The sequence below is a fragment of the Neptunomonas japonica JAMM 1380 genome, assembly GCF_016592555.1.
Taxonomy (GTDB): domain Bacteria; phylum Pseudomonadota; class Gammaproteobacteria; order Pseudomonadales; family Balneatricaceae; genus Neptunomonas; species Neptunomonas japonica_A.
Map to the genome: position 1 here is coordinate 2,477,166 of NZ_AP014546.1, position 26,568 is coordinate 2,503,733.

At 42.5% G+C, this 26,568-nt stretch carries 28 protein-coding genes and 1 pseudogene; 6 read left to right on the plus strand and 23 right to left on the minus strand.

Annotation, left to right across the window (positions count from 1 at the left end; genetic code table 11):
- Positions 1–116: 116 nt before the first annotated feature.
- The 12 genes from NEJAP_RS11675 to NEJAP_RS11730 form a co-directional block, all read right to left on the minus strand.
- Entirely contained in the window at positions 117–557 is a 441-nt protein-coding gene (locus NEJAP_RS11675) for an SRPBCC family protein (protein ID WP_201347409.1), read from the minus strand.
- Between the two features lie 79 nt (positions 558–636).
- The gene (locus NEJAP_RS11680) at positions 637–1,509 is read right to left on the minus strand and encodes an MYG1 family protein (RefSeq protein ID WP_201347410.1); all 873 of its coding nucleotides are present in this window, start codon (positions 1,507–1,509) and stop codon (positions 637–639) included.
- 151 nt (positions 1,510–1,660) lie between these two features.
- A complete protein-coding gene (locus NEJAP_RS11685; protein WP_201347411.1) occupies positions 1,661–1,858 on the minus strand; it encodes a CPXCG motif-containing cysteine-rich protein in 198 nt (65 codons plus the stop codon).
- Between the two features lie 54 nt (positions 1,859–1,912).
- On the minus strand, positions 1,913–2,410 hold the full coding sequence (locus NEJAP_RS11690; protein WP_201347412.1) for a shikimate kinase: 498 nt from the start codon (positions 2,408–2,410) through the stop codon (positions 1,913–1,915).
- 306 nt (positions 2,411–2,716) lie between these two features.
- The gene (locus NEJAP_RS11695) at positions 2,717–3,064 is read right to left on the minus strand and encodes a hypothetical protein (RefSeq protein ID WP_201347413.1); all 348 of its coding nucleotides are present in this window, start codon (positions 3,062–3,064) and stop codon (positions 2,717–2,719) included.
- 168 nt (positions 3,065–3,232) lie between these two features.
- Positions 3,233–3,808, minus strand: a complete 576-nt coding sequence (locus tag NEJAP_RS11700) for a DUF3885 domain-containing protein (RefSeq protein WP_201347414.1) — start codon at positions 3,806–3,808, stop codon at positions 3,233–3,235.
- Between the two features lie 72 nt (positions 3,809–3,880).
- Complete coding sequence (locus NEJAP_RS11705) at positions 3,881–4,513, minus strand: LysE family translocator (protein ID WP_201347415.1); 633 nt, start codon at positions 4,511–4,513, stop codon at positions 3,881–3,883.
- Between the two features lie 188 nt (positions 4,514–4,701).
- Positions 4,702–5,703 carry a hypothetical protein gene (locus NEJAP_RS11710; protein WP_201347416.1) on the minus strand — a complete coding sequence of 334 codons (1,002 nt, stop codon included), beginning with the start codon at positions 5,701–5,703 and terminating at the stop codon, positions 4,702–4,704.
- 233 nt (positions 5,704–5,936) lie between these two features.
- A complete protein-coding gene (locus NEJAP_RS11715; RefSeq protein ID WP_236590911.1) occupies positions 5,937–6,500 on the minus strand; it encodes a hypothetical protein in 564 nt (187 codons plus the stop codon).
- A gap of 134 nt (positions 6,501–6,634) precedes the next feature.
- Complete coding sequence (locus tag NEJAP_RS11720) at positions 6,635–6,922, minus strand: hypothetical protein (protein ID WP_201347417.1); 288 nt, start codon at positions 6,920–6,922, stop codon at positions 6,635–6,637.
- Between the two features lie 85 nt (positions 6,923–7,007).
- Complete coding sequence (locus tag NEJAP_RS11725; RefSeq protein ID WP_201347418.1) at positions 7,008–7,538, minus strand: SLATT domain-containing protein; 531 nt, start codon at positions 7,536–7,538, stop codon at positions 7,008–7,010.
- Between the two features lie 193 nt (positions 7,539–7,731).
- A complete protein-coding gene (locus NEJAP_RS11730; protein ID WP_201347419.1) occupies positions 7,732–7,896 on the minus strand; it encodes a hypothetical protein in 165 nt (54 codons plus the stop codon).
- A 435-nt stretch (positions 7,897–8,331) separates the two neighbouring features.
- Between NEJAP_RS11730 and NEJAP_RS11735 the strand changes: the two genes are divergently transcribed.
- Together NEJAP_RS11735 and NEJAP_RS19485 are read left to right on the plus strand one after the other, a co-directional pair.
- Entirely contained in the window at positions 8,332–8,673 is a 342-nt protein-coding gene (locus NEJAP_RS11735; RefSeq protein ID WP_329610901.1) for a site-specific integrase, read from the plus strand.
- Positions 8,613–8,753 (plus strand): annotated as a pseudogene (locus NEJAP_RS19485) (tyrosine-type recombinase/integrase); the annotation flags it as partial. The gene NEJAP_RS11735 and the pseudogene NEJAP_RS19485, both read left to right, overlap by 61 nt.
- Positions 8,754–8,782: 29 nt before the next feature.
- Here the strand turns inward: NEJAP_RS19485 and NEJAP_RS11740 are convergent.
- The 3 genes from NEJAP_RS11740 to NEJAP_RS11750 are packed head-to-tail and all read right to left on the minus strand — an operon-like array spanning position 8,783 to position 10,851.
- Positions 8,783–9,094, minus strand: coding sequence for a BolA family protein (locus NEJAP_RS11740; protein ID WP_201347420.1), 312 nt, complete (start codon positions 9,092–9,094; stop codon positions 8,783–8,785).
- Position 9,095: 1 nt separating this feature from the next.
- Entirely contained in the window at positions 9,096–10,469 is a 1,374-nt protein-coding gene (locus NEJAP_RS11745) for a DUF3422 family protein (protein ID WP_236590912.1), read from the minus strand.
- A 10-nt stretch (positions 10,470–10,479) separates the two neighbouring features.
- Positions 10,480–10,851, minus strand: coding sequence for a hypothetical protein (locus NEJAP_RS11750; protein WP_201347421.1), 372 nt, complete (start codon positions 10,849–10,851; stop codon positions 10,480–10,482).
- A gap of 54 nt (positions 10,852–10,905) precedes the next feature.
- Here NEJAP_RS11750 and NEJAP_RS11755 point away from each other — a divergent pair, with 54 nt between their 5' ends.
- On the plus strand, positions 10,906–11,586 hold the full coding sequence (locus NEJAP_RS11755; RefSeq protein ID WP_201347422.1) for a hypothetical protein: 681 nt from the start codon (positions 10,906–10,908) through the stop codon (positions 11,584–11,586).
- Between the two features lie 3 nt (positions 11,587–11,589).
- On the opposite strand, the gene NEJAP_RS11760 is transcribed toward NEJAP_RS11755, so the two are convergent.
- The 5 genes from NEJAP_RS11760 to rlmKL form a co-directional block, all read right to left on the minus strand.
- Positions 11,590–15,018 carry an SbcC/MukB-like Walker B domain-containing protein gene (locus NEJAP_RS11760; protein ID WP_201347423.1) on the minus strand — a complete coding sequence of 1,143 codons (3,429 nt, stop codon included), beginning with the start codon at positions 15,016–15,018 and terminating at the stop codon, positions 11,590–11,592.
- Entirely contained in the window at positions 15,005–15,640 is a 636-nt protein-coding gene (locus NEJAP_RS11765) for a DUF4194 domain-containing protein (protein WP_201347424.1), read from the minus strand. The genes NEJAP_RS11760 and NEJAP_RS11765 overlap by 14 nt, the downstream gene beginning before the upstream one ends.
- Positions 15,640–17,037, minus strand: a complete 1,398-nt coding sequence (locus NEJAP_RS11770; protein ID WP_201347425.1) for a Wadjet anti-phage system protein JetA family protein — start codon at positions 17,035–17,037, stop codon at positions 15,640–15,642. Before NEJAP_RS11770 ends, NEJAP_RS11765 begins: the two co-directional genes overlap by 1 nt.
- Positions 17,038–17,248: 211 nt before the next feature.
- Positions 17,249–18,457 carry an ammonium transporter gene (locus NEJAP_RS11775; protein WP_201347426.1) on the minus strand — a complete coding sequence of 403 codons (1,209 nt, stop codon included), beginning with the start codon at positions 18,455–18,457 and terminating at the stop codon, positions 17,249–17,251.
- A gap of 263 nt (positions 18,458–18,720) precedes the next feature.
- Complete coding sequence (gene rlmKL, locus NEJAP_RS11780; protein WP_201347427.1) at positions 18,721–20,865, minus strand: bifunctional 23S rRNA (guanine(2069)-N(7))-methyltransferase RlmK/23S rRNA (guanine(2445)-N(2))-methyltransferase RlmL; 2,145 nt, start codon at positions 20,863–20,865, stop codon at positions 18,721–18,723.
- 329 nt (positions 20,866–21,194) lie between these two features.
- Between rlmKL and rmf the strand changes: the two genes are divergently transcribed.
- Positions 21,195–21,401, plus strand: a complete 207-nt coding sequence (gene rmf / locus NEJAP_RS11785) for a ribosome modulation factor (protein ID WP_201347428.1) — start codon at positions 21,195–21,197, stop codon at positions 21,399–21,401.
- 63 nt (positions 21,402–21,464) lie between these two features.
- On the opposite strand, the gene NEJAP_RS11790 is transcribed toward rmf, so the two are convergent.
- Both NEJAP_RS11790 and NEJAP_RS11795 read right to left on the minus strand, forming a co-directional pair.
- Positions 21,465–22,493, minus strand: a complete 1,029-nt coding sequence (locus NEJAP_RS11790) for a quinone-dependent dihydroorotate dehydrogenase (RefSeq protein WP_201350597.1) — start codon at positions 22,491–22,493, stop codon at positions 21,465–21,467.
- 65 nt (positions 22,494–22,558) lie between these two features.
- Positions 22,559–22,810, minus strand: coding sequence for a DUF2835 domain-containing protein (locus NEJAP_RS11795; RefSeq protein WP_236590913.1), 252 nt, complete (start codon positions 22,808–22,810; stop codon positions 22,559–22,561).
- Positions 22,811–22,978: 168 nt separating this feature from the next.
- Here NEJAP_RS11795 and NEJAP_RS11800 point away from each other — a divergent pair, with 168 nt between their 5' ends.
- Together NEJAP_RS11800 and NEJAP_RS11805 are read left to right on the plus strand one after the other, a co-directional pair.
- Complete coding sequence (locus NEJAP_RS11800) at positions 22,979–24,706, plus strand: BatD family protein (RefSeq protein ID WP_201347429.1); 1,728 nt, start codon at positions 22,979–22,981, stop codon at positions 24,704–24,706.
- 16 nt (positions 24,707–24,722) lie between these two features.
- Positions 24,723–25,676, plus strand: a complete 954-nt coding sequence (locus NEJAP_RS11805; protein WP_201347430.1) for a potassium channel family protein — start codon at positions 24,723–24,725, stop codon at positions 25,674–25,676.
- On the opposite strand, the gene NEJAP_RS11810 is transcribed toward NEJAP_RS11805, so the two are convergent.
- Positions 25,633–26,532: a TIGR01777 family oxidoreductase gene (locus NEJAP_RS11810; protein ID WP_201347431.1), complete on the minus strand. Its 900-nt coding sequence runs from the start codon at positions 26,530–26,532 to the stop codon at positions 25,633–25,635. The genes NEJAP_RS11805 and NEJAP_RS11810 overlap by 44 nt on opposite strands.
- Between the last annotated feature and the right edge of the window lie 36 nt (positions 26,533–26,568).

The following is a 26,568-nucleotide window of genomic DNA, read 5'->3' on the forward strand; positions in this document are numbered from 1 at the left end:
AGGCTAAGCAAGGTAAAAACATAAAGTAAAATCAAAGAGTTGTATATAAGCAAATAGCCACTGCAACCCCACATTTTTTATGGGTGATTCTAATCGCCTGTAAAATTACATTCAATTCACGAATGATCTATTTGAACGTCATTTGGAAAAGGTTTGCCCACACCAAGCTCAAGCGAATCTTTAAGACTAATCAAAAAAACAGCCCACTTGGTACTACAGTGTGCCATAAAATCGCTGGGCTCTTTCCAACCAGAATGAGTAAACCTTACAAACGTCTGCTCTTGACCCGTGTCGATCTGAAATGAGATCTCTGTCCCTACCCAGGAGTCGGGCACACTGCCTGAATGCTGCCAGCCTACGGTTTTATTGGGGATAAGCTCTTTCACAACAAAATCTGGGCCACCACCATTAAACCGAAATTCAATGATGGAGCCTACGTCCCCTGCGCCCGATACATCATTCGTCCACCATGTAGCGAGGCCGGCATCTGTAGTCAAAGCCTCATAGATTGCCTCAGGTGAAGATTTGATGCCAACCCGATGGTTTATATCCGCCATAATATTCTCCCAAACGTTAAGACGAAGATAACACCTCAAGAAGAGACACGCTTGATTTGTGATGTTTTTAAGGGCTCGTTTACACTTCTTGAAGTGCCATTGATGCCATTTTCATCGTACTTTCAAACGATTCGGCACCCGCAATAAATAAACCATTATGGCAAAACATCGCATCATCAATACCGGTTACTTCTTTAAGCTCATTACCCGACAAACCAGCCCACTGCTTAGGCAGCGACTTTTTATCTTCGAATGAACCTAACTCAACAGGGACGGCTTGGATTCTCCATTGGCCAGACTCTGATGGATAAACGATATATAACGCCTCTTTAGATAAGGCGTGTACTGTTGTTTTCCATGGGGTGTATTTGTCTAAAACAATCACACGCGGGTCTTGTGCATTATCAATTGCTTTAGCAACAATTGATTTGGCACTAATACCACCATTAGCAGAGGCTATAAACCGCGCTAAAACACGCGATGCAAACTCAACCGCTTCATCAAAACAGGCATCAAAGTGGCTCTCTTCTTGCCATGTAGGGTTAAACATCGAGATAGTTTGGCTAAGGCTAACGCCTTTAGATACACCTTCAGCATAACCACAATCAATAGCATCAATCGCTGATACTAAGCCCGTATCAACCGCATTGGCGACCTCTTGGTTACCCCCAGATATTTCTAAACCATACTTCTGCCAAACCAAACCGAATGAGGAATAAGGAATACCATTGTCGCGCTCACCCGCCCCACCACGTTGGTGATGATCAAAACGCCCTGCCTCTGGGTCATATTCACCCCCAACATCAATCACAATGTCTGCCTTACTAATCAATTCCAAATCACGTGTACGTACGAGGTTAAAAGAAGGGAAAATGCTTTTAAGTGCAGCAATACTGAAAACATCGTCTGCATGAAAATTACCACTGTGAGTTGCTATCGTTTTATCATTCATTTTTTTGCATCATATAAGAAAGAAGTAAGGAGGCGCCGCTCGTTAAACTTTAATGATTTGGAGCTTCTCAATTTTTAAAGTTTACTAAGCAAAAAATTATAGGGAGGATCCTATACGAAGACAGCGAACAAAAATAGCTGATTTTGTATAACTAAAACGCTTCATCTTCACTGTAAACACTCACAGCAAGCTCGCCATTAACACTTTCACAAACCAAAAAATTAATGGGCTTACAACAGACTTGGCAATCTTCAATATACTGTTGATCCAAATCGGTTGAATCAATCAAAACGTCAATCGTTTCACCGCAGTATGGGCACCCTATGGATTGTTCTATTAATTGATTCAAATTACGGTACTCCTTATTTACCTAAATACATAATACCGCCATAACAGGGCCAAGTTACTTAACCGTAAGCCTTCTATTATTGCTAGTGTACATAGACTTTTTACCCTGATATTTTACGTAAAGCTCATTGTGAGCGACCATAGAAAAAGTATCGGTTCTTTTAGGATATAAGGCTATCCAATCAAGTAGCCTACTTAAGTTAACATCTTGGGCGTGCTTACTCACATATTTATGAGGCTCCCACGGTCTATTTTTGGCATTTGCGATACACGTATCCACTGGAAGATTCATAAAAATGATTTCATTGGATTCTGGTATGGCAACCTCTAGCAGATCCGAATAACAGCCTTCAATCACCCAACCGTGATTTGACTCGATAAATTTAGAAATCTGTTTCTGTGAATCCATTAATGGTTTTCTTGAAGGCGGCATTGTCGGGAGCCATGCCAAGGTATCTAAATCCAGATGAGCCAGCGCTTCCCTCTCGCACAACGCTATTGCGAGAGTCGATTTACCAGAGGCAGAGTTCCCAAATACCAACACTTTACGCATTCTCAGTGCCTCAATAGATACATAGCGCCACGGTAAAAGTGAATTCTGGACACCAAATATGAACTGCAACTTGGGCACCGACACTGGGAGAGCTGGTGATTGCAAAACATCATGAATATGCCCATGATAAATGGCAGAAAGAAAAGATAGTAGGAAAAGGACCAAGGGCTAGCCATGACGAATATTGCTGCAATGAAGAACCCTGCAACCCCCACCTTCAGTCGCCCTTTCCACCTATCGAACTCAGTGAAACCGTTTCGCTCCATACTTAGACTCTGACTCTTAACGCCACGTTAGCATTGCAGTTTACATTGAACTCACAATTGGTAACCCTAACTTTTTAATTAGTGCTGAAAACTGCCCTTTTGTATAAGGCCCATAAACAAATTCATCGTGATTGGCAAACTTGTGATCTTTAATTTTATCAATGTAGAAAAAACCGCAAGTTTCATATGGGCAAGCATAGACCGAAATGTATTTTTCGTTAGTTTCAATATGTATTGGTTCATCTATACGCCCAATATATGCACCTTCACCAAGGCTATGACCTAACGTTTTAGTGCCGTCAATGTAATACACTTCATAAGGTTGCTCTTCCCAAGCGGGAGAACAGCCAATTAAAAATAATGACGCCAAAATTAGAAACACTCTCACAAACTTCCCTGCATGCTAGCGCTTAGGGTGCGAAGCGCGAAGCATCCCAACGAGCCACGGGTTATGTGCCACGATTGTTTAAATGCACGAGGCATTTCTTTAGCCATGCAGGAAAATAAAACGAGCATAAACCTAACAACAAAAATAGGATGGCTGTCCTTGTTAAATTTAGAAACCCTCAGGGTGCGCTGACAGCCATTCATTGTGCTTTTCCTTGAGTTGGTCTCTTTCCTTTGTGGATGCCACCACAATGTCGGCACCACCATCATAAGGGTGGAATACCACGCCTTTGCTGGGATTAATAATCATAATGTTGCCAGCTTCATCGTTGGCCACCAGGCGAAATAAACTATTTAGCTCGCACCCAGTGAAACTAACTTCAGATACATGAAGATGCCAATATAATTCGTAGTCGTCATCTTCTTCATGCTGCTCTAGTGAGCACCAAGGTTCTGTAGTTGGAAATATCGCTGTTAGTTCAGGCTCAGGCTTCGCGGGTTCTTTTGATTCAGAGTACTCAGGTAAAACAACAAGAACATTATTTTTACCGACCAACTCTTGAAGCACGATATTGTGCCTACGAAGGACCTCAAGATACTCCTGCTCGTTTTCCGGATACCTTTTCGATTCTGGTAACGAATAAAATCGAACCCAGCGATCCTTGAACTCATGCTTCAAGTTGTGTGCTTCAGGAGGAAAGCTATCGAATTCTCTTTCCCAGAATTTGGCTAGATCTTTAATCATAGTGAAATTTAACGCCTTGCTCAGCGGAAAACGACGAGCGCGAGCGAGTTAATTTTCCGATGAAGTAACTTGTTAGGCTTTTGTATCAGCCTGTATATCTTTTAAGCCTAGGATGATTGCAGCACCGATAATAAACGTACCGCAAACTTTATTAAAATATTTGCCGTATGAATTACTAAATTTTTTAGCAATAACCTCAGAGAATTTGCCATAGAAAGATAAAAACAATCCGTCAATTACAAGATAAGTGATGCTCAAAATTACAAACTGAATAAGTAACGGTTCCGTTGGATTAATAAATTGAGGGAAAAGTGCTGCAAAGAAAATAACGGCTTTTGGATTTACAGCAGAAGTAATAAAACCCTGCCAGAATAACGATGATGAAGTACGTTGTTGTTTTGAACCTTTTACATTATGAGGGCTTTCAGTAAAAAATAGTTTTAAACCGACGTACACAAGATAAGCAACACCAGCCCATTTTACCAAAATGAAAAATTCTTGTGCATTTTGTATAAGACTAACTAAGCCTAAAGAAGCAACAAGCATTTGTAAAAAGTTGGCTGATAAGTCACCGATTGCTGTAGCTAGAGACTTTTTAAAACCGTTTTGAATACTATTAGAAAGCATCAAAAGATGACTTGGACCTGGAGTTATCATAAAAACTAAAACAGTACTAAGAAATGCAATGAAAATCTCTATATTCATATCTATATCTCCAGATTTAAATTGATGTTAATTTTTGAAGCCTAACGCCTTGCTAAGAGGAAAATTATGGTTGGCTATAATGCGCGAAGCGCGAGCCAACTGTAATTTTTCCTTTTGAGCAGTTTGTTATGTTTGTTTCTGATAAGCAATCAGCAAATTCAATTCTAGCTATCATCCCCCCGACAAACTTAATTGTTAACAACTTTTCTTCGTATAATATAGATACCAGCTTCTTTAGGGTCTTTTTCGACTTTCCACATATCATTACCTTTATTCATTGTAACAATTAGAACAGCCAGCTCTGGTATTCTAGTATCAAGATAAAGGTTCATATCAGGATCGAATATAAATTCTCTTTTCCACTCGAATGTAAACGCTTTGAATTTTAATACTTCACCTCCAAATTTTAAGTTAAAATACCCTGTTGAATCCCACCCTTTCTCTGCTTGCTGGCTTGAATATCGCAAGTAGGATTTTTCCCTACGTTTATGTGCCTCTAGATATATTGGATTTGTAGTATCTTTCCATTTATAAGAAGGAGTGATTTCATCTGCTACTTTGTAAAAAACCTCTTCATTTTTCATTGTAGTAGCATGTTTAAATGCTTTTTGGCTTAATTCTTCTTTTGTTGCTGACATGTCATAATCTTCTGGTAATTCAATTTCAATTACCATCCAGTGCCCATCTATTCGTAACAAGCATCTTGCAAGATACTCTTCTGATTCATACTGTAAAAATGTGGTATAAATAACCTTTTCAGCTAGGTCTAAATATTGATTAAATTCATTTATTGACAAAGTCGATGCATGAATGCGTTTACTATATTTTTTTCTATCTTTATTTCCTGTTAAAGGCCAGTCAATATAATAGTCTTTAGCAAGAAAAAGATTGCTCGTCAGCGATTCACCTTCTCCGCGAATGTATGAACTAATGAAATTCCCGTTGCTATCTATTAAAATGTATGAGGATAGGCTTAATTCAATCATAAGGTTTTTATTTTCAATGAGAAGGTTCATTGAACTAGATTGGTTCGGATCGTCCCAGTCAGCAACTTTAATTAGCTCATAACTGGGCGACTCAATGCTATCGAAGCCTAACTGAGGGTAAGTATCATATATGTGTTCTATGGTTGTTGTCTTACACCCTGGTATTAACCCAATTAATACGATTAATTCTAGTAATTTTTTCAAAAGAGATACTCATATCATTAAATACGACAGTAGAGAGTTACTGCGACCAGATTCGTCTGCATATAAACTAAAATGTATAAGTGAACAGTTAATCGATATTATATGTACTCAAGCTGTATAACAGAATATAACGCCGCAATAAGCGGAAAATTACTGTTGGCTAAAATGTTTGAGGAACGAAAAACAGCCAACTGTAAATTTTCCGTTTAATTGCCTTGTTAGGCATTTTTAAGTTATTTACGATTTTTCGTGTTAGACCAAGATGCTGTAGCATATTTACCATCGCCTTTAGCCAGGTCTTTACGAGCAATGATATGCCCTTGAAAAGTAAAATCTTTGTTTATTTTGATGATTAGAAGCTTGTTAAAATTACCTGCACGCTTAACTTTGACTTGGTCTTTATTTTTCTCAGGTGAGATTGTTTTTACTTCAATAAAATCATTACCGAGTTTACCGTCTGAACCTTTAGTATACGGCTTGTGTCGCTTTATGCCATATTCAATCTCAGCAAATAACTCACCTAACTCTCCCCAAATTTGTAAATAACGATTCGTCAATGCATAGAATGATTCTGCATTTTGAACCAAATTTTCAAAAATGGTCACTAGCTCGGGATTGACCGACAAACGCTCAGAAATATATTCGTCTTCATCGATTATCTCCCAGTCATCGGAAGAATACCCTAAAGCGTCTATATCTACTTCGTCCGGGTTGTACCCACAAGCAGCAGCATCTGCGATTTGATCTGGGCTATAACCGTCATTATGCATATCGTGCAAAAAATCCCAATCACTCATATTTACTCCATGTGCTCAAATTAGTGCTGATGCCTAACGCCGCTATAAAAGGCGCGCGTTAGCGCGTCCAGTGGAGGCCGTTTTTTGGCCGGAACGATTTTTGATAGCCTTGTTATGAGTTGGACGCTTGCGCATTAGTTTGTGCCTGAAACAATAAATGAATAAGTTGACCCAGCCAATAGCAAAATAACTGGGGTTACTGTGAAGGCCAAAAACCCTGACTTAGAGTTTGCTTTGAATGCACGAAAGCCATCAAGCATACATGCCAATGCGATCAATATACCAACGCAACCAACTACTAAATGGGTTCGATACTCCGGCTCTAAACCAATAGCAATAAATAGTGGACCGAACGCTGCCCCTAACCAGGCGAACGCAACACCTTTTACACCTATAAATGTTTGATAGATATCTTTGCTCATTCGATCTTAAGACTCATAACGCTGCCAGCAGGGGACGAAAAACCAGAGCGAAGCGGCGGTTTTTGGTTCCCTCTGGCTGGTCTTGTTAGCATTCTGGTTCAAGTACAAAGGGCGTTACTTCTTTAGCAGATCTAGCCTTATTTAGATCACCATCACTTGTTGGAAAGGCCTCAGACTCAGTATTTATCTCAAGATACTCTGATTGAATGGCCTCAGCTTGCTTCCATAGGTCTTCTGGTGAGAAAGGGATATCTTGGTGCTTTCGAAGTACTTTTTTGCAGTTTCTTGATATTTTCAGATATCTGTTACCTACAGAGCTATGCCCCTCTGCTGCTTTATGAAAGTTGAAAAACGTTTGTAGGGCACTTAGTGACGCGGCCATAAAAGCTAATACGGCAGAACTAATTCCAATCCATTGATCTGCTGTACCGTCAGAAAGTAATGAAACAATTACAGTACCAATTAGAACATTAATGACGATTACAGGAATGCCCACCCAATTGTGAAGCTTCATTTTTCTGCGGCTGGCATTGAAATGTTTGTCCTTTCCTAGCTTTGCATCAGTACGGAGCTCGTCTAATAGATTAATTGCTCCGTCATGCTTTACGTTTTCCATTGATACCTCATAGTTAATTTGTATGTAGTGATAACGCCTCGCTAAGAGGCAAATTATAGTTGGTTAAAATAAGCGACGAAGGAGCAAAAACCAACTGTTATTTGTCCTTTTGAGTGACTTGTTATGTGTTTTTTTACTGTCTAATTGGTGGAGCATGGGGGATTTGAACCCCCACGGCGCGCTCCTAGGTAAATTACAATTCATACTTTCTTCTCTGCGACTCGCTCGGATTAGAATCTGCAACCAGCTGCTCCAGTAACGCCACGATTCCACCTTTTACGTTTTTCATAAAGTTCCCCTTATTATTGCTCTTCATTTTATTTTTCTCTTGCACCATTGTTGCCTTTGGAGCCGTCATAGATAATTCCAATCCGAGCGAAGCATCTAAATCAATATTTGTCGTAATTCCTGTTCCTAAGTTGGTACATTAAATTTATTAGTTTATCGCCTAAAATCGAGAAACACATAACATTTGTATATACGGGGGTCCGTGTATCTACCCTCACCGTCATTGGTTAAAAACAGATGCAATCGTTTGAAAAGAAAGGGAAATATTTAGCAATATAGAGGCACCTTCCGTGACAAACCGCGCATGCGTATTAACAAGTGATATACGGGGGTCCGTATATCTACCCATGCTAGACATCCATCTGTCTGATTTACTTATGCTTTTAACTCAGTACCTAATGCAATACAAGAATTTACGTCGTTAAAGTTTGTGAAAACAAGCATAAATATTGTCAACTCACAAATATACTGTATATTTAAACAGCAATTGTAAGGGGGTGATTTTATGTCTCAAAGTCCGTTTTTAATAAAAGTGAGAAAAGAGATTCGTCTACGGGGCTACAGTATACGAACAGAAAAAACCTATATGTACTGGATCAAGCAATACATATATTTTCATCATTACAAACACCCCGAGATAATGGGTGCGGAAGAAGTCAAAAGCTATCTTTCACATATGGCCGAAAATAGATCTATGGCTATTAACACTCAAAAAGTGGCTTTAAATAGATTAGTTTTTCTTTACCACAAAATAATCAACTGCACGAGCAGGCGAAATAAAACCATTTACTTCAGGATGGCCGTGATATCAGGACAGTTCAAGAACTGCTTGGACATAATGATGTGAAAACAACACAGATTTACACTCATGTTATTGGATTACACTATGCAGGGACAAGCAGCCCGCTTGATTCATTAAATTTATAGCCAAACGCCGCGCTAAAAAGCAATAGCAATCAGCTTTTAGAACCACCTTTACATGCCGGTGAAGCCATGACTTCACCGTTCTTCTTAGACCATTCCTCTTGAGTATAGAGATGCATTGATAATGCATGGATCGGGGTTTGTAATTCTTGAGCAAGAATTTTGTAGATCATTTGATGGCGCTGTACTAAGCGCTTACCTGCAAAGTCATCCGATACAAGCACAAGCTTAAAATGGCTGTCTGCAGCCGGCCCCGAATGCATATGGCTTTCATTAACGATTTGTAATTCACTTACGCTAATATCTGTACGCAACTTTTCTTCAACTACGATCGCAATACTCATATTATTTCTTCACCTTATCACGCACTTTTTCATCAGCTAGATCTGCATCTCGCTGCTCTTTTGCCAAAGCAAGAAAATGCTTATGGATTTTACGGGTAGCTAACCATACGCTACCGATAACAACAGGTACCGCTATACCTAAGGCCATACTTTTATTAAAGTCTAGGCCACTATCATAGGCTGCATCCATTAAGATCTTAACCAGACCAACAGCGTAATAACTAATGGCGGCAACCGATAAACCCTCAACGGTGTGCTGCATCATTAATTGAATTTTTGAGCGTCTGTCCATCGACGCTAGTAGCTGCTGATTTTGCGCCTGAATAGATAACTCAACCCGCGTACGCATCATATCAGAGACTCTATCAATTCGCTTTGACATATCTTCGAGGCGCTCCCCCACTGCTTGGCAGGTGCGCACTGCGGGAGTTAAACGCCGTGTTAAAAACTCAGTCACTGTTAAATGCCCCGAGACTTCATCTTCACGCAGCTCAACTAAACGCTGCAAGACGAGCGCATGATAAGCCTTGGTTGCGGTAAAGCGAAAAGTAGTTTTAGCCCGGTAATCTTCTACGTGGGCGGCCATATCTGTCAGCCTGCACAAAACCTCTTGCTCGTTTACTTCAATGCTATCTGCGAGCTGTTGGGTCAAATTGGCGAGTTGACGATCCATAGAGCCTAAATGGGGGCCGCACTCTCGCGCTAGCGGTAACGCTATCAATGTCATTAAGCGGTAGGTTTCGATCTCAATAATACGCTGGGCCAAACGCCCTAACTGGCTATCACTCATGCGTTTGTTGTAAATGAGAAAGCGTCCAAAACCATCGCTATGCAAACGCAGCGTGGTCCAGACTCTGGCATCACCTTGTTGAGGGCTACTACCTACCAGCCGCATCCCTTCAAAGTACTGCTTCACTTGAGGAATCATGACTTCATCGTCTTCAGATGACTCTTCAACCGATAAGTGGAATGCAGTGACCACTTCTCCCGGAATACTTTCTAGCCAGCCAGCGGGTAAAGCCGCAGCCCCTGTTGTATCAAATGGGTCTGAGCCTTCAGGGATATCAAAATTTATAAAGGTGTAGGCCGTAAACTCCAAATGCTTTTCACGGCGAATTCTTAAACCACCGAGGTCATACTGGAGACAAACGTCATCCTGTTCAGGAGGCATCACAAAAAATTTGTTAAAAAGTATTTTAAGATGCTCAAACTGCGCTTTTGACTGCTCTTCGTCACAAAACACAGCCAAGTGCGTGATGCGTGCAGGGCTAGGAATAACCTGAAACGGCCGCGAGTGCATCTCTTCATACAGCGCTTCACGAAGTGGATGAAACCTCATTTCGTTTTGCACTACTGGTTTAGGCTCATCATTCATACCGACATCATCATTCTGGCAAATTATCTAAAGGCGCGACTAACAAGACATCGTCTGATACATCAAACGCCATAATCTGGTTAGCACACTCGAACCATTCAACAAATAGGTCGTAAGTGAGCGCTTCAGGCCAGTGATCGCCAAACTCATCCCATGCGCCTAGCTCATTTTTAAAAATATTCTGCCAAGAGTCTTTTAAAATTTCAGTAAAGTCGGCTTCTTCTTCGACCTCATTGATCAGGTATACATTGCCTTCTTTTCGCAACTCATCCAACGAGACGGGCACACTCACCAACTCGCTCTCTAATGGCAGACTTGCCACCCATTGTGCGAACGGCGCGCGAGCTAACAAGGTAATAGCTGATCTATTCAATAGTTTCATGATGCGTTGTGTACCTATTCTCTTTATAATCTTGAAAAACTGACCCGACCTATAATGATGCATATTCCCGTTCTAAATCAATTAGAAACCCGTACTGAATGGATCTCCTTCTTTAGGAGGGAGCGCTCATACGCTTATTTGACTCACCCTTTATGCCTAATTGATCTACAAACCACCTTTTTACAAATCACATTGTTAGAAGAGGATATGCTGGACGGCCGCCAGGCCACTAAATATAGCCTAGGCTCAAAAAGTAGCATAGAGCCTATTTGGAAGATGATTAAGGCCTGCAACTGGCAACTATCAACCATTATTAACGGCCTTGATGAGCTCTCTTTTGATAGCAACGCACGCGACAACGCATTTCCTGATATTCAAAGAGAGCTAACAGTCAGAAAGTTTTTTGCAAAAGATAAGCAGTTATTGGCGCCCTCGCTTATCGGGCCACTTAAGCCATTACTAAAATTGCCAGAAACATGGGACCTTAAAGCCGTCTGCCGGTTACTGAGCAACCGACAATTCAGCGAACTTGAGTTTATCCCTGATGCTAAAAAATCAGACTCTCAAAAAACAGTACCTATACGTAGTATTCTTCTTAAGATCTTAGATTCACCTACAGGGTGGTCTGTATCACTTCATGAGCAAGCGCTACTGCTTAGCTATTCAAGCAAGGTAATACTGCGTATCACCCCTTACTTGAAAAAACCGGCCCCTCGATTAAAAGAGACCGATTAAACATCACACTGTTTCTAATAGGTCGTCAGATAAAGCGGCTTGCTCCATGAGCTTACGCGGGTTATCTGAGTTAAGTAGCTCTTTGCCCTTTTGCGTTGGAAACTCCACATCAATATCAACAACGCGGCCATCACGGCAAACATTGATAATGGTTTCCATGCAAGACGATAATAACGAGTACTTTTCATCCGGTGCTGCAATAATGGTTTGTAGCCCCAAGTCTGTCATAAAGCCTAAAGACGTAATGGTGTTTTCTGAATCCAGCTTGTTAAAAGCTTCATCAAAAACCGACAAGCTCATACCACCGACCGCTTGACCATCAGGGCCCTCTTTAAGGCGATAAGCAGCACCCATAGCCGCCGCCATCGCCACATAGAATGGTACTTGGTGCTCACCACCCGAACCGGTTTTAATACGCTGAGTTAAGGTTGTTTTACGGTGGCCGTTAAGGTCCTTAACCACCAGCTCAAAGTTATAGAAGTTACGGTAGTCCTGTAAAAGACTGCTTTCACCTTCATCTTTTAATACATCGTGTATCTTAGACAATGCATCTTGATGCGGTTTATCTTCATCAAACTTCAAGTCAAACAACGAACCTACATTAGCCTGATCTAAGCGCGTATAGGCCTCTACTAGCTCCAGAATATCTTTAAGCTCTGGATTAGGCATCATCTCAAAACTATACATTTCCTTGTGAAAAGGACGGTTTTTAAGATGGTTATTCAGCTCACGAATAAGATCTTTAATGTTGTTTATCTGATCATTCAAATGTGCCACAAAGTCTGATCTGAACGATGTTTCTGCTTCTAAGCGAGCGCGCTCAGCTTTTTGCGTATACAAGGCCAGCTCAGAATCAGTTAGCGCTTGAACCGTTTCATCAACATATTGCTCTAACTCTTCATGCGTTGAGTCAGGGCCAATTTTATCCAAGCCCTGATGGCTCATACCACCGCCATGGTACTTCGCTTTGTAGTTAGCGATAGCATCACGCACGGAGTACTTTTTCTTTTCGTGTAGTGTCAGTTCAGACTGTGCTTTTTTGGCCGCTTCAAAAATAATGCGCTCGAGCTCGCCCCCGCATGTTTCGTCGAGGTAATCACGCTTTTCTTGAGCCGACTGGGCATCAAAGTCAGTTTTTGCTTCACAAACATTACGCGCATCAGAATGCTCGGTTAACTCTTGATCCAGTACCTCTAATGCTGCCGAGTCTTTGATCATGTGTGTACGGATACGCTGTAGCTTATCCATTAGCAGCTTATTTTTGTCTTCTGCTGTTTTTTGCTCTTCTGCTAAGTCGGCAATACGTTGCTGAATACCCGTATCATCATGGTTACGCATATCGGTAATCGCTTGGCGATAACCTTCAATCTCGGTGCCCAGTTGTTCGCGCTGCTGTACTAAATCAAACACCGTCTCACTCGTACCCACCAAGCTTGTTGTTAGGTTAATCAAGCTATCACGTAGTTTTTCTAGTGATTCATGGCGTTTGCCCAAGGTAGTGAATTCGGCCAGCATTTCATCAACTTGCTTACCTTTGGAGGCAAGTTGATCACCACGGCGGCGAATCCCCATAATAGGTGACAATTCATTAATAGAGGTGGTTGAACCTTCTGTCTGCAACATACAGTCGTACGTTAACGCGCGTTCTTGGCGCAGTAGTTCGGCTTCGGTTTCAACCGCTATCACACCACCCAAGGCTCGATTCATGTACGCCTTAGCGTGTTCATTATCCGTATCAACAAAGTGTGCCAGCGATTGGGGCTTAGTACGGCTTAGCCAATCGCGCGATTTTGTTGTATTGATAATACGGCAGCCTTTTAAATGGCGGCCTTTACGGCGATATAAGGTAATTGCTTCTTTTACATGGTCAGGATCAACAATCAGGGCTTCACGGCGTGCACCAAGAAAAGACTCAATCGCGATGCGCCACTTATCTTCGTTGATATCTACCAGCTCACATATAGGCGTTGATTCAATGCCATACTCAGCCAGTAATTCCATAAGCTCACGGGTGTTATGGCGTACAGGAGCGCGGCCTTGCTTGAGCTGCTCAACCGCTCCTTTCTGGCTCTGAATATTAGTGCGCAACTCGTTAATACGAATCACCGACTCTTCAAATTTGCGACCTATATCGCGCCTGACTGAATCAACACTCTTCTTTAATTCATCAATAGTATTGTCGACTTCAACAGGTTCTGGCGGCCACACATCCGCCATCATATCTTCACCTGATCGCCATAGATCAACCGAACGTTTTACCAGCGGTAAAAATGTCTCTGGCAGCAGCTGCTCATAATTAGAAAAGCCGACGGTGGTTCTAAACAAACTATAAACATTTTGAATCTTATCTTTTACGACGCCCTCTTCATGTAAACGCGCCGTAATAGAGTTTTCTAATGCCTTAATTTGATGAGCCGCATTCGAGTTGTTGAGCTGAGCACGCGCATCTGCTAAGTGCTGCATCACGCTGCTCATATCTGCTACATGATTTTCTAGCTCGACCTGTACTTTGGCTTCTTTTTCTTGGTTAGCTTCTAAACGCTCCTGCGCATCTTCTTTTTTAAGATCCGCATTTTCAAAACGAGACTCGTGCACTACCCACTCATATTCTGCGGCATTTTTTAGGTTACGCTGTACACCTTTGCACTGCTCTTGAACCTTCTCTAGTTCTGCTATTCGATTAAATACTTCACGGGTTTTTTGTTCCATCGCGCGGTATTCATCAAGCGATTTACGAAACGCACCGACGTGAACAATATTTTCATCCAGTACAAACTCACGCACAAAACGCGTTGGGCTATCAATCGGCACAAAACGCAGCGCATTTTTAAAGTTTTTAACAAACTTCTCATCGTCATTCGGCATCTGCGCATCATAACTCAGCGTTGTTGTCACTTCGCGAATAAACTTGCTAGCACGCTTTTCTAAAACCATCTCCGGGCACTGCTTGAGCAATTGCTCACGCACTTGTACCCACGGTTTAGGCAAGCGTCCATCACCTTCAACAATAGAGAAATCATCTAAGCCAACCGAAAAGTCAGGCAGGATAAAGCGCCCGAGTATCTCTTCTTCAGGGGATGCGGTAGAGGCATTTATCGCAATACCAATACAGGTTTCTTTAGCGGTTTCGGTGTCAAAAAAACTCAGCGCCATATAGGTTAGGGAATCTTCCCTGGCCATCGCTTTTTTACTGCCATCATCTAGATAACCCAAGCAGTAGGTGCGTAAAGAGCGCTCACTTTTTTGACCTGCGGAGGCGTTAAAGCTTAGGTGGCGTTTATGCCCACCCATTAATACGGTTTGAATGGCATCCAGCAAAGCCGATTTACCTGAGCCATTAGGGCCTACAATAGCAACATTACCCTTAATAGGTACTTCAACAGCACCCAACACATACCAGTTAACTAACACTATGCGATTAAGCTGTTTCATCAGCACTCGCCTCCTCTGCTTCGGTCAGAGCGTCTCGTGTATCTGGATCACACAATGCTTCTAATTGACCGATATAATCTTCTATTACAACCTGACGAATAGTGGGCTGAATACTGAAAGGGACATTCTTAGGCTCAGTTTCGTTTGGCTTACCGCGCTCAATAACACCGTGGCGAGCAAATAACGAAAGAATCTCTTTCATGCGTGTTTCGTTCGGGATCTCTTTACCCGTTAAGTTCTCGTACAACGACAACAATTCATTAATGTTGGTGTAGGCCTTGCCGCTGTCTACTTCAAACTTCTCTAGCTTTTCTTCATATTGCTGGCGCATACACAGTAACAATAGAGACTCATCTAAACGTAGTTTTAAATTACGCTCACTGTCTTGCGGCAAGATACCCAAATAAGCTTCATCGGGTTGGTAGATAAAAGACCAACCAATCGCGGCAAACAAGTTAGTAAAGTAATCGATATGTGAAGAGATAAGGAAGTAGCTATCCCTGTGGGATGAACGATCAGCATGCAAAAACTGGTTTGTCAGTAACAAATTAGCGGCGTGCGAAAAATCGGCAGCTTCATACTGATCGCTTCGGCTGATTATTTTTTGTAGATCACCAAGCATTAGCGTTTCCTATAAATAACAAAATCACGACACTCAACCATTCCGGCCACACGGGTGTATTGATCATTAAACTGGATGTTGAACTGTTCAGCGGTTTTCTTGGCTTTTTTACCAAGTGATGCCAAATGGCGGATATAACTGAAGCAGATATAATCTTCGATACTATCAATTTCAAACTCATCTGCACGTAGCGTTTCTTTGCTAGCCAAATGGCGATCCAGATACGCATCTATACGATCTATTCTCACTTCTCGACGCTCTTTAAACTCTTTAAATAGCTGTCGTAATTCAAGCGCTTTAGGGTCAATGATTTGCTGGCGTATCACCCGTGGTTCAGCCTGTATACGGCGTTTAAACGGCGCGCGCACACTCGCAGGAGAGATAAAACTCACCTCTTCAAGCGTATCAATCAGTGGTAAAGCATCATCTTTGGCCGCTTCTTTTATTAAGCGGGACAAACGAGATGCCATACCCGGTGTGGTTTTATCCATATAGCGGACAGTATCAGCAACACGTTTTTCTAGGCGATAGCGGAAATCATCAATGGTATCTAAACGCTTATCTACTGAGTCAAAAATACGAACAATGCGGTTTATATGCAGATGCACCATCGCCTCTGCATCATCATATTCGGATTCAAACTGTTCTTGGTAATGACGCGTCAAAGCATCTAACTTAATCGTATCAAACTGTAAATCACGCAGTAGTGATAAGATCTGGCGCCTAAACCTAAAAGGGTTATTTTTAGTTTTCAGCGTTTTATAGTCAGATACCAGTATCCGCTCAACAAAGCGATCAAAGAAACCACGCACCACTTCTTGTGGGCTCTGCGCATGCGACAAGCTAATTTTAAGTTCTCGTAGGCCCAGCATCATATCAGTCAGGTGGGCGCTAAAGTCAGCAGAGGTCTGTGCAGCTTCTGATAACGTGATACCTCGCCCTGCGGGGTCATTAACGGCAGACTCTAACGAGCTGAGCACATTCAATACAGCACCACCGTATGAGCGCTTTTCTAAATTAGAAATCGACACTAATGAGCGTAACAAATAGCTGATAGATGGCGACATTAAAACAAAAGTACGGTAGATACGTTGCTCTTCTTCAACCCAACCGGTTTGCACAAGACGTCTGTAAATACGGTTAGTATATTCAGCCGTAGAACGTGGCAGTTCTTCTGATTCAGAACCATCTTCTTCCTCAGGCTCCCATCGACGTACACCCAAGCGAACTACCGCGTTTTCAATGGTGGAGCGCACCAAGTCTTTTGGAATAAATGGGTCGATTAAGTCTTCATCAAAAAAAAGGTCTGCTAACTGCAGCAAAACGGCTTGATAGATATGACGGTTTTTACCCGACAAAGGTAAAAAAAGATCATCAGGGAGCTTGTTAAAAAGCATTCAGCATCCAATATGAATTAGGCTACTTACTCGACAAGCAGCGCTTTGTTATAAATTTGTATCAGCATTGAATTTTAGCCTAGCTAGACATGACAAATCTATACATCTGGATTAAAGGTGGCATATTAAGACGCCAGACAAACAAAACCCCGGCATATAGGCCAGGGCTTCTTGTGTGCCGCCTCAACAGCACTGGTTAAAATTGAATCAATTAATCATTCGTTGTTGATTCAATTTTATGGATACTTAGATCAGCACCGTTAAACTCTTCTTCATCACTAAGGCGTAAACCCAACACCGCTTTGATACCGCCATAGACAATAGCAGCACCCACAACAGCAACGAGGATACCGGCAAATGTTCCGATAACCTGAGACATCAAGCTAACGCCACCTAAGCCACCAAGTGCTTCACTGCCAAAGATACCTGCAGCAATACCACCCCAAACGCCACATAAACCATGTAGTGGCCATACACCTAATACATCATCAATTTTCCATTTATTCTGCTGCAGCGTAAACATCCATACAAAAACGACACCCGCAATGGCTCCAACCACCAACGCACCAATTGGGTGCATTACATCTGAACCGGCGCAAACCGCAACCAAACCCGCTAACGGACCGTTATGTATAAAACCAGGGTCGTTTTTTCCAACGACTAACGCCGCAATAATACCGCCGACCATCGCCATTAATGAGTTCACTGCGACCAAGCCAGAAACGCCATCCAATGTTTGCGCCGACATCACATTAAAGCCGAACCAACCAATAGAAAGGATCCATGCACCCAATGCTAAGAATGGAATATTAGAAGGAGGAAAGGCCACTAAACGACCATTACGGTAACGCCCTTTACGTATACCTAAAAACAGCACAGCCACCAAAGCTATCCAACCGCCGACGCCGTGTACAACAACGGATCCTGCAAAATCATGAAAACCTGCACCAAATGATGACTCTAGCCATGCTTGAAAACCAAAATTACCATTCCAGATAATGCCTTCAAAGAGCGGATAAACAAAAGCAACCGTTAACGTTGATGCAAAAAGAACAGGCCAAAACTTAGCACGTTCAGCAATACCACCTGACACAATCGCCGGAATAGCCGCAGCAAACGTCATCAAGAAGAAGAATTTAACTAACTCATAACCATTACCTGCGGCGAGTGTTTCGGCATCTTGGAAAAAAGTAACGTCATACGCAATCCAGTAGCCGATAAAGAAATAAGCGACAGCAGAAAAACCAAAATCTGTCATGATTTTAACCAGTGCGTTCACTTGGTTTTTATGACGTACTGTTCCTACTTCTAAAAAGGCAAAGCCAGCATGCATAGCAAATACCATGATGGCTCCCATCAGTATAAACAGGGTATTTGAGCTTTGAACTAGCGTCTCAACGGCACTATTAACATTATCCACGAATATCTCCTCAGTTCATGCAGGTGTATACTTTTTGCACTATCTTGGTGCGTTTTCTTATATTTAACCCCAAAGAGGTGCGCTTATGTCGATACCCACTTATTTGAATACAAGATAGACACTCAAAATTTTGAGCTAATACCTTGTTTTATCTAAAGTAAATAACGAGACGCGCACGTTTGGTGCAAAAAGACCTCTAAAAGAGGTCTTGTGTCGCACTAATACAAAGCATGAATTATGCCAAAAGGAAGTATCGCACCAACTTAAGGCCAGCGTATTTCGAAGCAGCTATGAATACGCGCATTGCGCTTAAAGTCAGGGTCGATGGTTTTCTGAGTGATTTCTTTAATATCGAAACCTGAAAGTAGCTCATAATCCAGCTTAAAGCGGCGATAGTTATTAGAGAAGATAAGTACACCACCTTTGCGCAGTAGTCGCATTGATAGCTTGATCAGGTCAACATGATCGCGCTGCACATCCAGTACATCTAACATTTTCTTAGAGTTTGAAAACGTCGGCGGGTCTAGAAAGATCATGTCATAGGCAGGCTTACGCTGCTTCTTCAACCAGCTTAAACAGTCTGCTTCTATAAAGTGATGGTCTTTACTGTTGAAGCCATTCAGTGCCATGTTCTTCATTGCCCACTGAAGATAGGTCGCCGACATGTCTACACTGGTTGTCGAACGAGCACCACCAACCGCGGCATGCACACTCGCAGAGGCGGTATAGCAAAACAGGTTCAAGAAGTCTTTTCCATCTGATTGCTGTTGAATTTGATGGCGCACAGGACGGTGATCCAAAAACAAACCGGTATCAAGGTAATCGTGTAAGTTAATTCTAAAACGACAGCCATGCTCTTGAACTTCAAAAAAGCGCCCAACACTGGCTTGTTTGTTGTACTGTCCTGTGCCGCTTTGGCGCTTACGCTGCTTTAATACGACCTTACGCGGATTAACGTCAAGCGCTTCAGGGATAGCCGCCAGCACGTCTTTAATACGATCAAAGGCTTTTACCTTATCAACCGAAGCAGGAGCTGCGTATTCCTGCACATGCACCCAGTCATTATACAAATCAACGGCTACTGCATATTCAGGCATATCTGCATCATATAGACGGTAGCACCCGATTTGCTGCTGTTTTTGCCACTTCTTTAAGCTTTTGAGGTTTTTCTTTAGGCGATTGGCAAACATTTGAGCGTTATCACTCAGCGCTGCCACAACCTCTTCCGTGCTCTCTTCACCGGGCTTAACGTCATTGCGATCTGCATATAAGGTATACAAAAACAAACGGCCATCGATCGGGCCATTATTTAAGCTATAGCTTTTATCTGCTTTAAGCCCCACGACTTGGCATAGCTCAGGGTTACCGGTAAAGATGGCAGCTTTCCAACCTGCAAAGTCCTGCTTTAGAGCATCGCCAATATGACGATACAAGAACATTAGTTCAGACTCATCTCCCATACGCTCGCCATAAGGAGGATTAGTAACAAGTAGCCCAGGAGAGTTTTCTGGGACTACCATCTGCTCAACAGAAGCCCGCTTAAAGCTAATAACCTCGCTAACACCTGCTCTTTGGGCATTATCTTTGGCGAGTTCAAGCACTGAGCCATCCTGATCCGATCCATAAAAGCGTGCAGTCAGGCCCTCTAAACCGGCTTTTTTACGCTCATCGGCTTCATCTAGCAGCGCTAACCAAAGCTCTGCTTTATGCTGCTTCCAACGCTCAAAACCAAACTGCTCACGTAATATACCCGGCGCAATATCTGCCGCCATTAAAGCGCCTTCAATTATCAAGGTGCCTGAACCACACATAGGGTCAAACAGAACAGGGCTGTCTGCAGCCAATTTTGGCCACGAAGCACGGCGCAATATAGCAGCTGCCAAATTTTCTTTTAATGGTGCGGCCCCTGCACGCGTTCGATAACCACGGCGATGTAAACTACCGCCAGATAAATCCAGTGACAAGCTCAGCTTACCGCGATAGATATGTGCATGGATTCGTAAATCAGGATTATCACGGTCAACACTTGGGCGCACTCCCGTTTTATCGCGGACCTGGTCAACGATGGCATCCTTAACTTTTAAGGCACCAAAGTGAGTGTGATTAATAGAATCTGTTTTACCGGTAAACGCCACCAGTATTGAAGCGTCCTCATGCATATGCTCCAACCAGTTAACCGATTGCACCGCATCATAGAGCTGCTCAGCTGTTTCTACGTTTTCTTCAATAAGAGGTAATAAAATCCGATTAGCTAAACGCGACCATAAACACGCACGATAGGCCTGTTCAATCTCACCACTGAACTCAGCACCCGTCGCCGTTTGTTTGACCTCAGCTGCACCTAATTCGGTTAACTCAGTGACTAGCAGTAATTCCAGCCCTTTTGGACAGGTTGCAAAAAATTTCATATATATTCCAATTTAGGGGTACTGTCTGCAAAAAACCATGAGATCAAACAGTTACAATTTTATTCAATAAAAATCACTCAGTAGTGATTTTTTTTCATATCTTTTTTCTGCATTAACAAACTGATCTAAGCTGCTGATAGCGCACCTTTTTTGCAAATGCTTACTATTAAAAACAAATTACTAATAGATAATTCCAATCGCATTCTCTAAAAAATTTCGTTATCTATATAGGTCTGTGATGAGCCAAAAATGGAATAAATCACAACCTTGAGAAAATCCAGTCTCAGAGATTCACACTCTAATAATAACGTAACAGAGGCACTTTCTATATGAAGAGACAGAAACGCGATAAAGCTTCAACTCTTTTCAATCGCGGCTTTCAGGCAGGCCTAAGTGGGAAATCACATGATGATTGTCCTGTTAAAGTAATCGACTTACGCAGCCACTGGATGAGTGGATGGCGTGAAGGTCGAGAAGCACAATGGAATGGAATGGTAGGTGTATCAGCCATTCAGGCTCACCCAGCACTACATTAATGTTACCTCCCCTTTACAACAGACTAAGCTCCTCTACGTGAGGAGCTTCTTTTATCTTCGCCATTATTTTATAGGCAATGCCTGAATCGCCTTAACAGAATCGCTAACTAAAGCGGGCCCTTTATAAATAAAACCGGAATACACTTGAACCAAACTAGCGCCCGCTTCAATTTTCTCTGCCGCGTCAAAACCTTCAGTAATGCCACCCACACCAATAATCGGTAAGGCGCCATCAAGCGCTTTAGATAAAGTGCGAATAACTTTAGTCGACTTGTTTCGTACCGGCGCACCACTCAGCCCACCAGCCTCAGCTTGTATGGGTGAACTTTCCACACCTTCACGAGAAACTGTCGTATTGGTCGCTATCACTCCGTCCATTTCATATGTCTTCAAAGACTCAGCAACCATCTCTGTTTCTTCATCTGTCATATCAGGTGCTATTTTCACAGCGATGGGTACATAACGATCATGTAGATTTGCTTGCTTGGCCTGTTCGTTTTTAAGCGCTTCAAGCAACGTATTTAAAGAGTCCCCAAACTGTAGCGTTCTCAACCCAGGTGTATTTGGAGATGAAATATTAACCGCTATATACGACGCTCTTGAATATACCTTCCTTAAACAGTAGATATAGTCGCTGTTTGCATCTTCATTACTGGTGTCTTTATTCTTGCCAATATTAATACCTAAGACGCCGTTATAGCGCGCTCTATCAATATTGACAAGTAACTCATCAACACCATGATTATTAAAACCCATACGGTTTATGATGGCGTTATGCTCAGGAATACGAAACAAACGCGGTTTTGGGTTACCCAGTTGAGGGCGCGGAGTCACGGTGCCCACCTCAACAAAACCGAACCCCATTGCCGCGAGTCCATCAATAGCAGAACCGTTCTTGTCCAACCCAGCCGCTAGACCAACGGGGTTTGCAAAACGAATACCCATAACCTCTGTCGGCACATCAAGACTTTCAGCGCCAAGTAGTGACGGAAGTCCAAGTGAAGCAGACAGATTCATGCTGCTTAAAGCAATATGATGCGAGCGCTCTGCATCCATGCTGAACATTAGGGATTTTGCTAAAGAATAGAGCATAACCAAACCGTTTTTGAAAAAAGATGGCGGCATTATAACGGCGCAACGACAGTTTTACATCCCGCCTATACAATTCGTATGATTGTTTTAAATTTACCTGCTGCATCGAAGCTAATTTTAAAGCTGCCAACAATACCGTTATGAAGCAAAAAAGGCTGCAAAATATCAGCAGGAAAGCGCACAGAGCGCCCATCTCTTGCATAAGTAGAAACCATACAACTGGGGGCCCGATATTGCTTTACATATTCATCGGGAGAAATACGTATATCAACAATAATTTCATTCATAGCTGCGTAATTGTCGCTCTCTTCACTCAAATTCTGTTGCTATTATATGCCCCAACACCCTAAGTAGTGAAGCAATCCAAGGCTACACATCAATGTAAACAACCTATATTTTGCATATAAACCAAGACAAACCGCCACCCTAAAGAGATTTAGCCCTTACTAATCAAGTCATTGATATTACAGGCTGCTTAATGAATAATGACTCTTCGTTTATCTACTTTCAGCTTGGATCACGAACTCGGAATGCGAACTTTCCTGCTCTTCATATTAACCATTGCCTCATCTGTTCACGCAGACGTAAACACTTACCTCAACAAATACAGTATTTCCACTAATGAGACTGTCCGCTTAACCATAGAGTCGACTCAACAGGGACAGCCCCAAAGGCCTGACTTATCTGTATTAAATCAAGACTTTGATTTATTGGGCAGTAAGAAAATCACCATATCGAGCTTCCAAGGAAACACTCGCCAAGCCACTACACGCTGGCAAGTACTCTTGCGCCCTAATAAATCGGGCGAACTACAAATACCTGCACTTTCTATCAACGGAAAACAGAGTTCACCTATTATTTTATTAGTAACGGGTAGCGTAAATACACCTCCCGGTTCATCAATACCATCCCCGCAAGCAGCACGCGCCCCCATCTTTATTGAAACCTCTATTGACCATACTGAGGCCTACCAAGGTAGCCAATTAATATATACCGTCAAACTTTTCCATAAAGACCCTTTACATAAGAACGCCGCACTATCAGACCCATTCCTAAATCAAGCGCTAATTATTCCTGCTGATGATGTAAAACGCAGTGAAACATCAGTAAAGGGGCGACCTTACTTCCTTGAAGAAAGGCGTTACGTGATTTTTCCTGATGCCCCTGGTACTCACTTTATTGAAGCACCTCTTTTTTCAGGCACCTCTCAAACAGACCAGTACGTTGAAACACAAGGAGGTGAAATTGAAATTGCCATTCTTCCGCAAGCCAACAGTAACTCACAAGGTTACTGGCTACCGCTCTCCTCTCTTCAATTAGAAGAGAGCATTGATAAGGAAGCACCACTGGGGCCTGACTCCTCTTTAATTCGGACATTAACACTGACGGCCCGAGGCCTACCTGCTGCGCGCTTACCTTCTCTGTCAGTGCTAAAAAACGAACTCGCTGATATTGAACTCCTAAGTACAGAGCTCGATGAAAGCTTTGACGAGGAAGGCCTCATCAGCAAACGCACTGAAACACTTAAAATCACAATGAAGGAGCGAGGAGAAATAACCCTACCTCCTATTGATATACATTGGTGGGACACCTATGAAGATCGTAGCAAGATAGCGTCCTTACCTCCTGTTATTTTGTATGTGAATGCAGCTAAGATACAAAGCGCACCGCAAAACACACTGAGCAATACGGCTAGTCTGGTAAAAGACGAACCAACACCGACCCACAGTACTACAGCACCTGCGACAACCAACATAAAAGATACCGGGCACATTCCTCTGATTGCTTTTTTGGCCGGTGTCAGCATGATGTCATCTCTTGGCTGGCTTTACAGCTACAGCCGCCTAAGAAAACTAAGAAAGCATGCTCAGAAAAAACGAGAAGCGGTAAATGAGCGCCAAAAAGAGAAGAAGAAACATACGCACTCTCTGGCTGAAAAAAATACTTTTCAAGCACTTGCTATGGCATGCCAACAGAACAATGTCGACATCAGCAAACTTCGCCTAATCGAATGGGCGCAGCATTTTTGGCCAGAAACATTTATCGAAAGCTCTAAAGATATTAGCCAGCTAGCAAAAAACCAAACACTCGACTTTCTTATTATCGATTTAGAGCAACACCTCAACTCACATGAGAAATCCTTATGGCAGGGAGATTTGCTTTTACAAGCGATAGAAACTCTTCGCAAACGGCGTCAAAACGGAAAAGCATGACGAGGCAAAGACAGCAATGACTTACCAAAAACATCAGGCCTTTCTCAGCAAACTCGGATTTGGTGGCGTAAGCGATCAAGAAAATGTGAAAGCAAAACGTTGGTCTAGACGCCTAGAAGGACCAATGATGCTGGTTGCACTCTGGATCATTGTTGACTGGTACCTCAGAGAAAAAGGCTTATCCGCACCAGGCATTACATTTTTCACTGACTGGTTCATCTGGCTATGCTTCATTGCAGAAACCAGTATATTGCTCGCGCTAGTGGATAATAAAAAGCAGTACTTGCTCAACAACTGGATGAACATCGTCATTATCATAGGAGGTTTACCCATTATATGGGGAATGGAAACCTTTTATGCGGGTATATTAAGAAGCCTACGCTTACTCATTATGTTTGGTATCTTCCTGCGTATATCCACCGATGTGCGCTCTGTTCTATCACGCCATAGCTTAGGCCTGACACTTTTCATTAGCCTCCTTATCATGCTGTTTTCCGGTTTTATCATCTCAGGTATTGACCCCGCCTTCGAAACCCCCTTAGATGGCATTTGGTGGGCTTGGGTTACTATTACTACAGTAGGATACGGAGACCTTGTTCCTAGCACCACCACAGGGCGACTTTTTGGTGCTTTCCTTATTTTGATGGGAATAGGTCTATTCTCCATGCTAACAGCGAGCTTCTCTGTTTTTTTTATCGAACAAGATGAAAAGGATATGATTGAACGCGAAGATGAAAATATTCGTCGAATAAGCCGAATTGAAAACCAACTAGAACGCATCGAAGAACAGCTAGAAAAAACGTTATTCCACCTCACCCAAACGCATTCCAAAAACGTGGAGTCTCAATCCGAGATTGGCCCATCGAACCTCTTAAACACGACTCCATCAAAGACAGACAATAGCGAAAGCAGCAACGATAAACTTCTTAAAGAGAATGCTGCAAAGCCACCTCAAGATCAGGATAAGTAAATTCAAATCCTGCATCGAGCAAGCGGGCAGGATATACTCTCTGCCCTTCTAGCAATAACTCACTCGCATCGCCCAACAATAACTTCATCACAAACTCAGGCATTCTTAGCTTGGCTGACTTATCTAAAACGCCACCTAAAGTTTGGCTAAACACCTCATTTGTGACCGCGTTTGGAGAAGTTGCATTAAAGCTTCCCAATAAAGTCTGGTGTTCCATCAAAAATCGAATGACTGATATTTCATCAGATAAGTGAACCCATGACATCCACTGCTGCCCACCACCAATTGGCCCACCCAGACCTAAATTAAAAGGCGGTAACATTTTTGCTAGCGCGCCACCACCGACACCTAATACCACACCGGTTCTGACTAAACACACCCGCGCTCCCAAGAGCTTTCCAGCCTCCAAAGCCTCTGCTTCCCAATCACGACATAAATCATGTGTAAACCCTGATATAGGGTGACTCCCCTCGTGCAACGGCGCTCCTCCTTCATGCGATCCATAAAAACCAATAGCTGAGCCGCTAATAAAAAACTCGGGCCGAGCAGAAGCCCTCTTTAGCTGCGCTATCAACTCTTTCGTAAAATCAACACGACTTTCACGTAATAATTGCTTACGCGCCTCACTCCAGCGCTTATCAACGATGGGCTCTCCCGCCAAATTAATAACACCGTCAACCTTTTTAGCTATCTTATTTACTTGTGTAAGAGCAACACTTTGAGTTGCTCCTTTAAAAAGAAGCGCCACTTTCTCTGGCGTTCGAGAAATGACCGTTATCTGATGCCCTTCTTCCAATAAAGTATGAATCAATGCAGTCCCAATAAACCCTGTCCCACCACTGATCAGATAATGCATGCGAACCTCCTAAGGTGCAGGTATTTTACTTCTATA

Bases quoted from the DNA above. Each gene is read 5' to 3' on its own strand.
- NEJAP_RS11680 (WP_201347410.1), bottom strand. From the start codon at position 1,509: ATGAATGATAAAACGATAGCAACTCACAGTGGTAATTTTCATGCAGAC.
- NEJAP_RS11810 (WP_201347431.1), bottom strand. From the start codon at position 26,532: ATGCATTATCTGATCAGTGGTGGGACAGGGTTTATTGGGACTGCATTG.
- NEJAP_RS11730 (WP_201347419.1), bottom strand. From the start codon at position 7,896: ATGACGGCTCCAAAGGCAACAATGGTGCAAGAGAAAAATAAAATGAAG.
- NEJAP_RS11750 (WP_201347421.1), bottom strand. From the start codon at position 10,851: ATGAAACTATTGAATAGATCAGCTATTACCTTGTTAGCTCGCGCGCCG.
- NEJAP_RS11745 (WP_236590912.1), bottom strand. From the start codon at position 10,469: ATGAATGATGAGCCTAAACCAGTAGTGCAAAACGAAATGAGGTTTCAT.
- NEJAP_RS11690 (WP_201347412.1), bottom strand. From the start codon at position 2,410: ATGCGTAAAGTGTTGGTATTTGGGAACTCTGCCTCTGGTAAATCGACT.
- NEJAP_RS11770 (WP_201347425.1), bottom strand. From the start codon at position 17,037: ATGCTTTTTAACAAGCTCCCTGATGATCTTTTTTTACCTTTGTCGGGT.
- NEJAP_RS11715 (WP_236590911.1), bottom strand. From the start codon at position 6,500: ATGAGTGATTGGGATTTTTTGCACGATATGCATAATGACGGTTATAGC.
- NEJAP_RS11765 (WP_201347424.1), bottom strand. From the start codon at position 15,640: ATGCTTGGTGATCTACAAAAAATAATCAGCCGAAGCGATCAGTATGAA.
- NEJAP_RS11805 (WP_201347430.1), top strand. From the start codon at position 24,723: ATGACTTACCAAAAACATCAGGCCTTTCTCAGCAAACTCGGATTTGGT.
- NEJAP_RS11735 (WP_329610901.1), top strand. From the start codon at position 8,332: ATGTCTCAAAGTCCGTTTTTAATAAAAGTGAGAAAAGAGATTCGTCTA.
- NEJAP_RS11755 (WP_201347422.1), top strand. From the start codon at position 10,906: ATGATGCATATTCCCGTTCTAAATCAATTAGAAACCCGTACTGAATGG.
- rmf (WP_201347428.1), top strand. From the start codon at position 21,195: ATGAAGAGACAGAAACGCGATAAAGCTTCAACTCTTTTCAATCGCGGC.
- NEJAP_RS11800 (WP_201347429.1), top strand. From the start codon at position 22,979: ATGACTCTTCGTTTATCTACTTTCAGCTTGGATCACGAACTCGGAATG.
- NEJAP_RS11705 (WP_201347415.1), bottom strand. From the start codon at position 4,513: ATGAATATAGAGATTTTCATTGCATTTCTTAGTACTGTTTTAGTTTTT.
- rlmKL (WP_201347427.1), bottom strand. From the start codon at position 20,865: ATGAAATTTTTTGCAACCTGTCCAAAAGGGCTGGAATTACTGCTAGTC.
- NEJAP_RS11675 (WP_201347409.1), bottom strand. From the start codon at position 557: ATGGCGGATATAAACCATCGGGTTGGCATCAAATCTTCACCTGAGGCA.
- NEJAP_RS11725 (WP_201347418.1), bottom strand. From the start codon at position 7,538: ATGGAAAACGTAAAGCATGACGGAGCAATTAATCTATTAGACGAGCTC.
- NEJAP_RS11760 (WP_201347423.1), bottom strand. From the start codon at position 15,018: ATGAAACAGCTTAATCGCATAGTGTTAGTTAACTGGTATGTGTTGGGT.
- NEJAP_RS11720 (WP_201347417.1), bottom strand. From the start codon at position 6,922: ATGAGCAAAGATATCTATCAAACATTTATAGGTGTAAAAGGTGTTGCG.
- NEJAP_RS11790 (WP_201350597.1), bottom strand. From the start codon at position 22,493: ATGCTCTATTCTTTAGCAAAATCCCTAATGTTCAGCATGGATGCAGAG.
- NEJAP_RS11740 (WP_201347420.1), bottom strand. From the start codon at position 9,094: ATGAGTATTGCGATCGTAGTTGAAGAAAAGTTGCGTACAGATATTAGC.
- NEJAP_RS11700 (WP_201347414.1), bottom strand. From the start codon at position 3,808: ATGATTAAAGATCTAGCCAAATTCTGGGAAAGAGAATTCGATAGCTTT.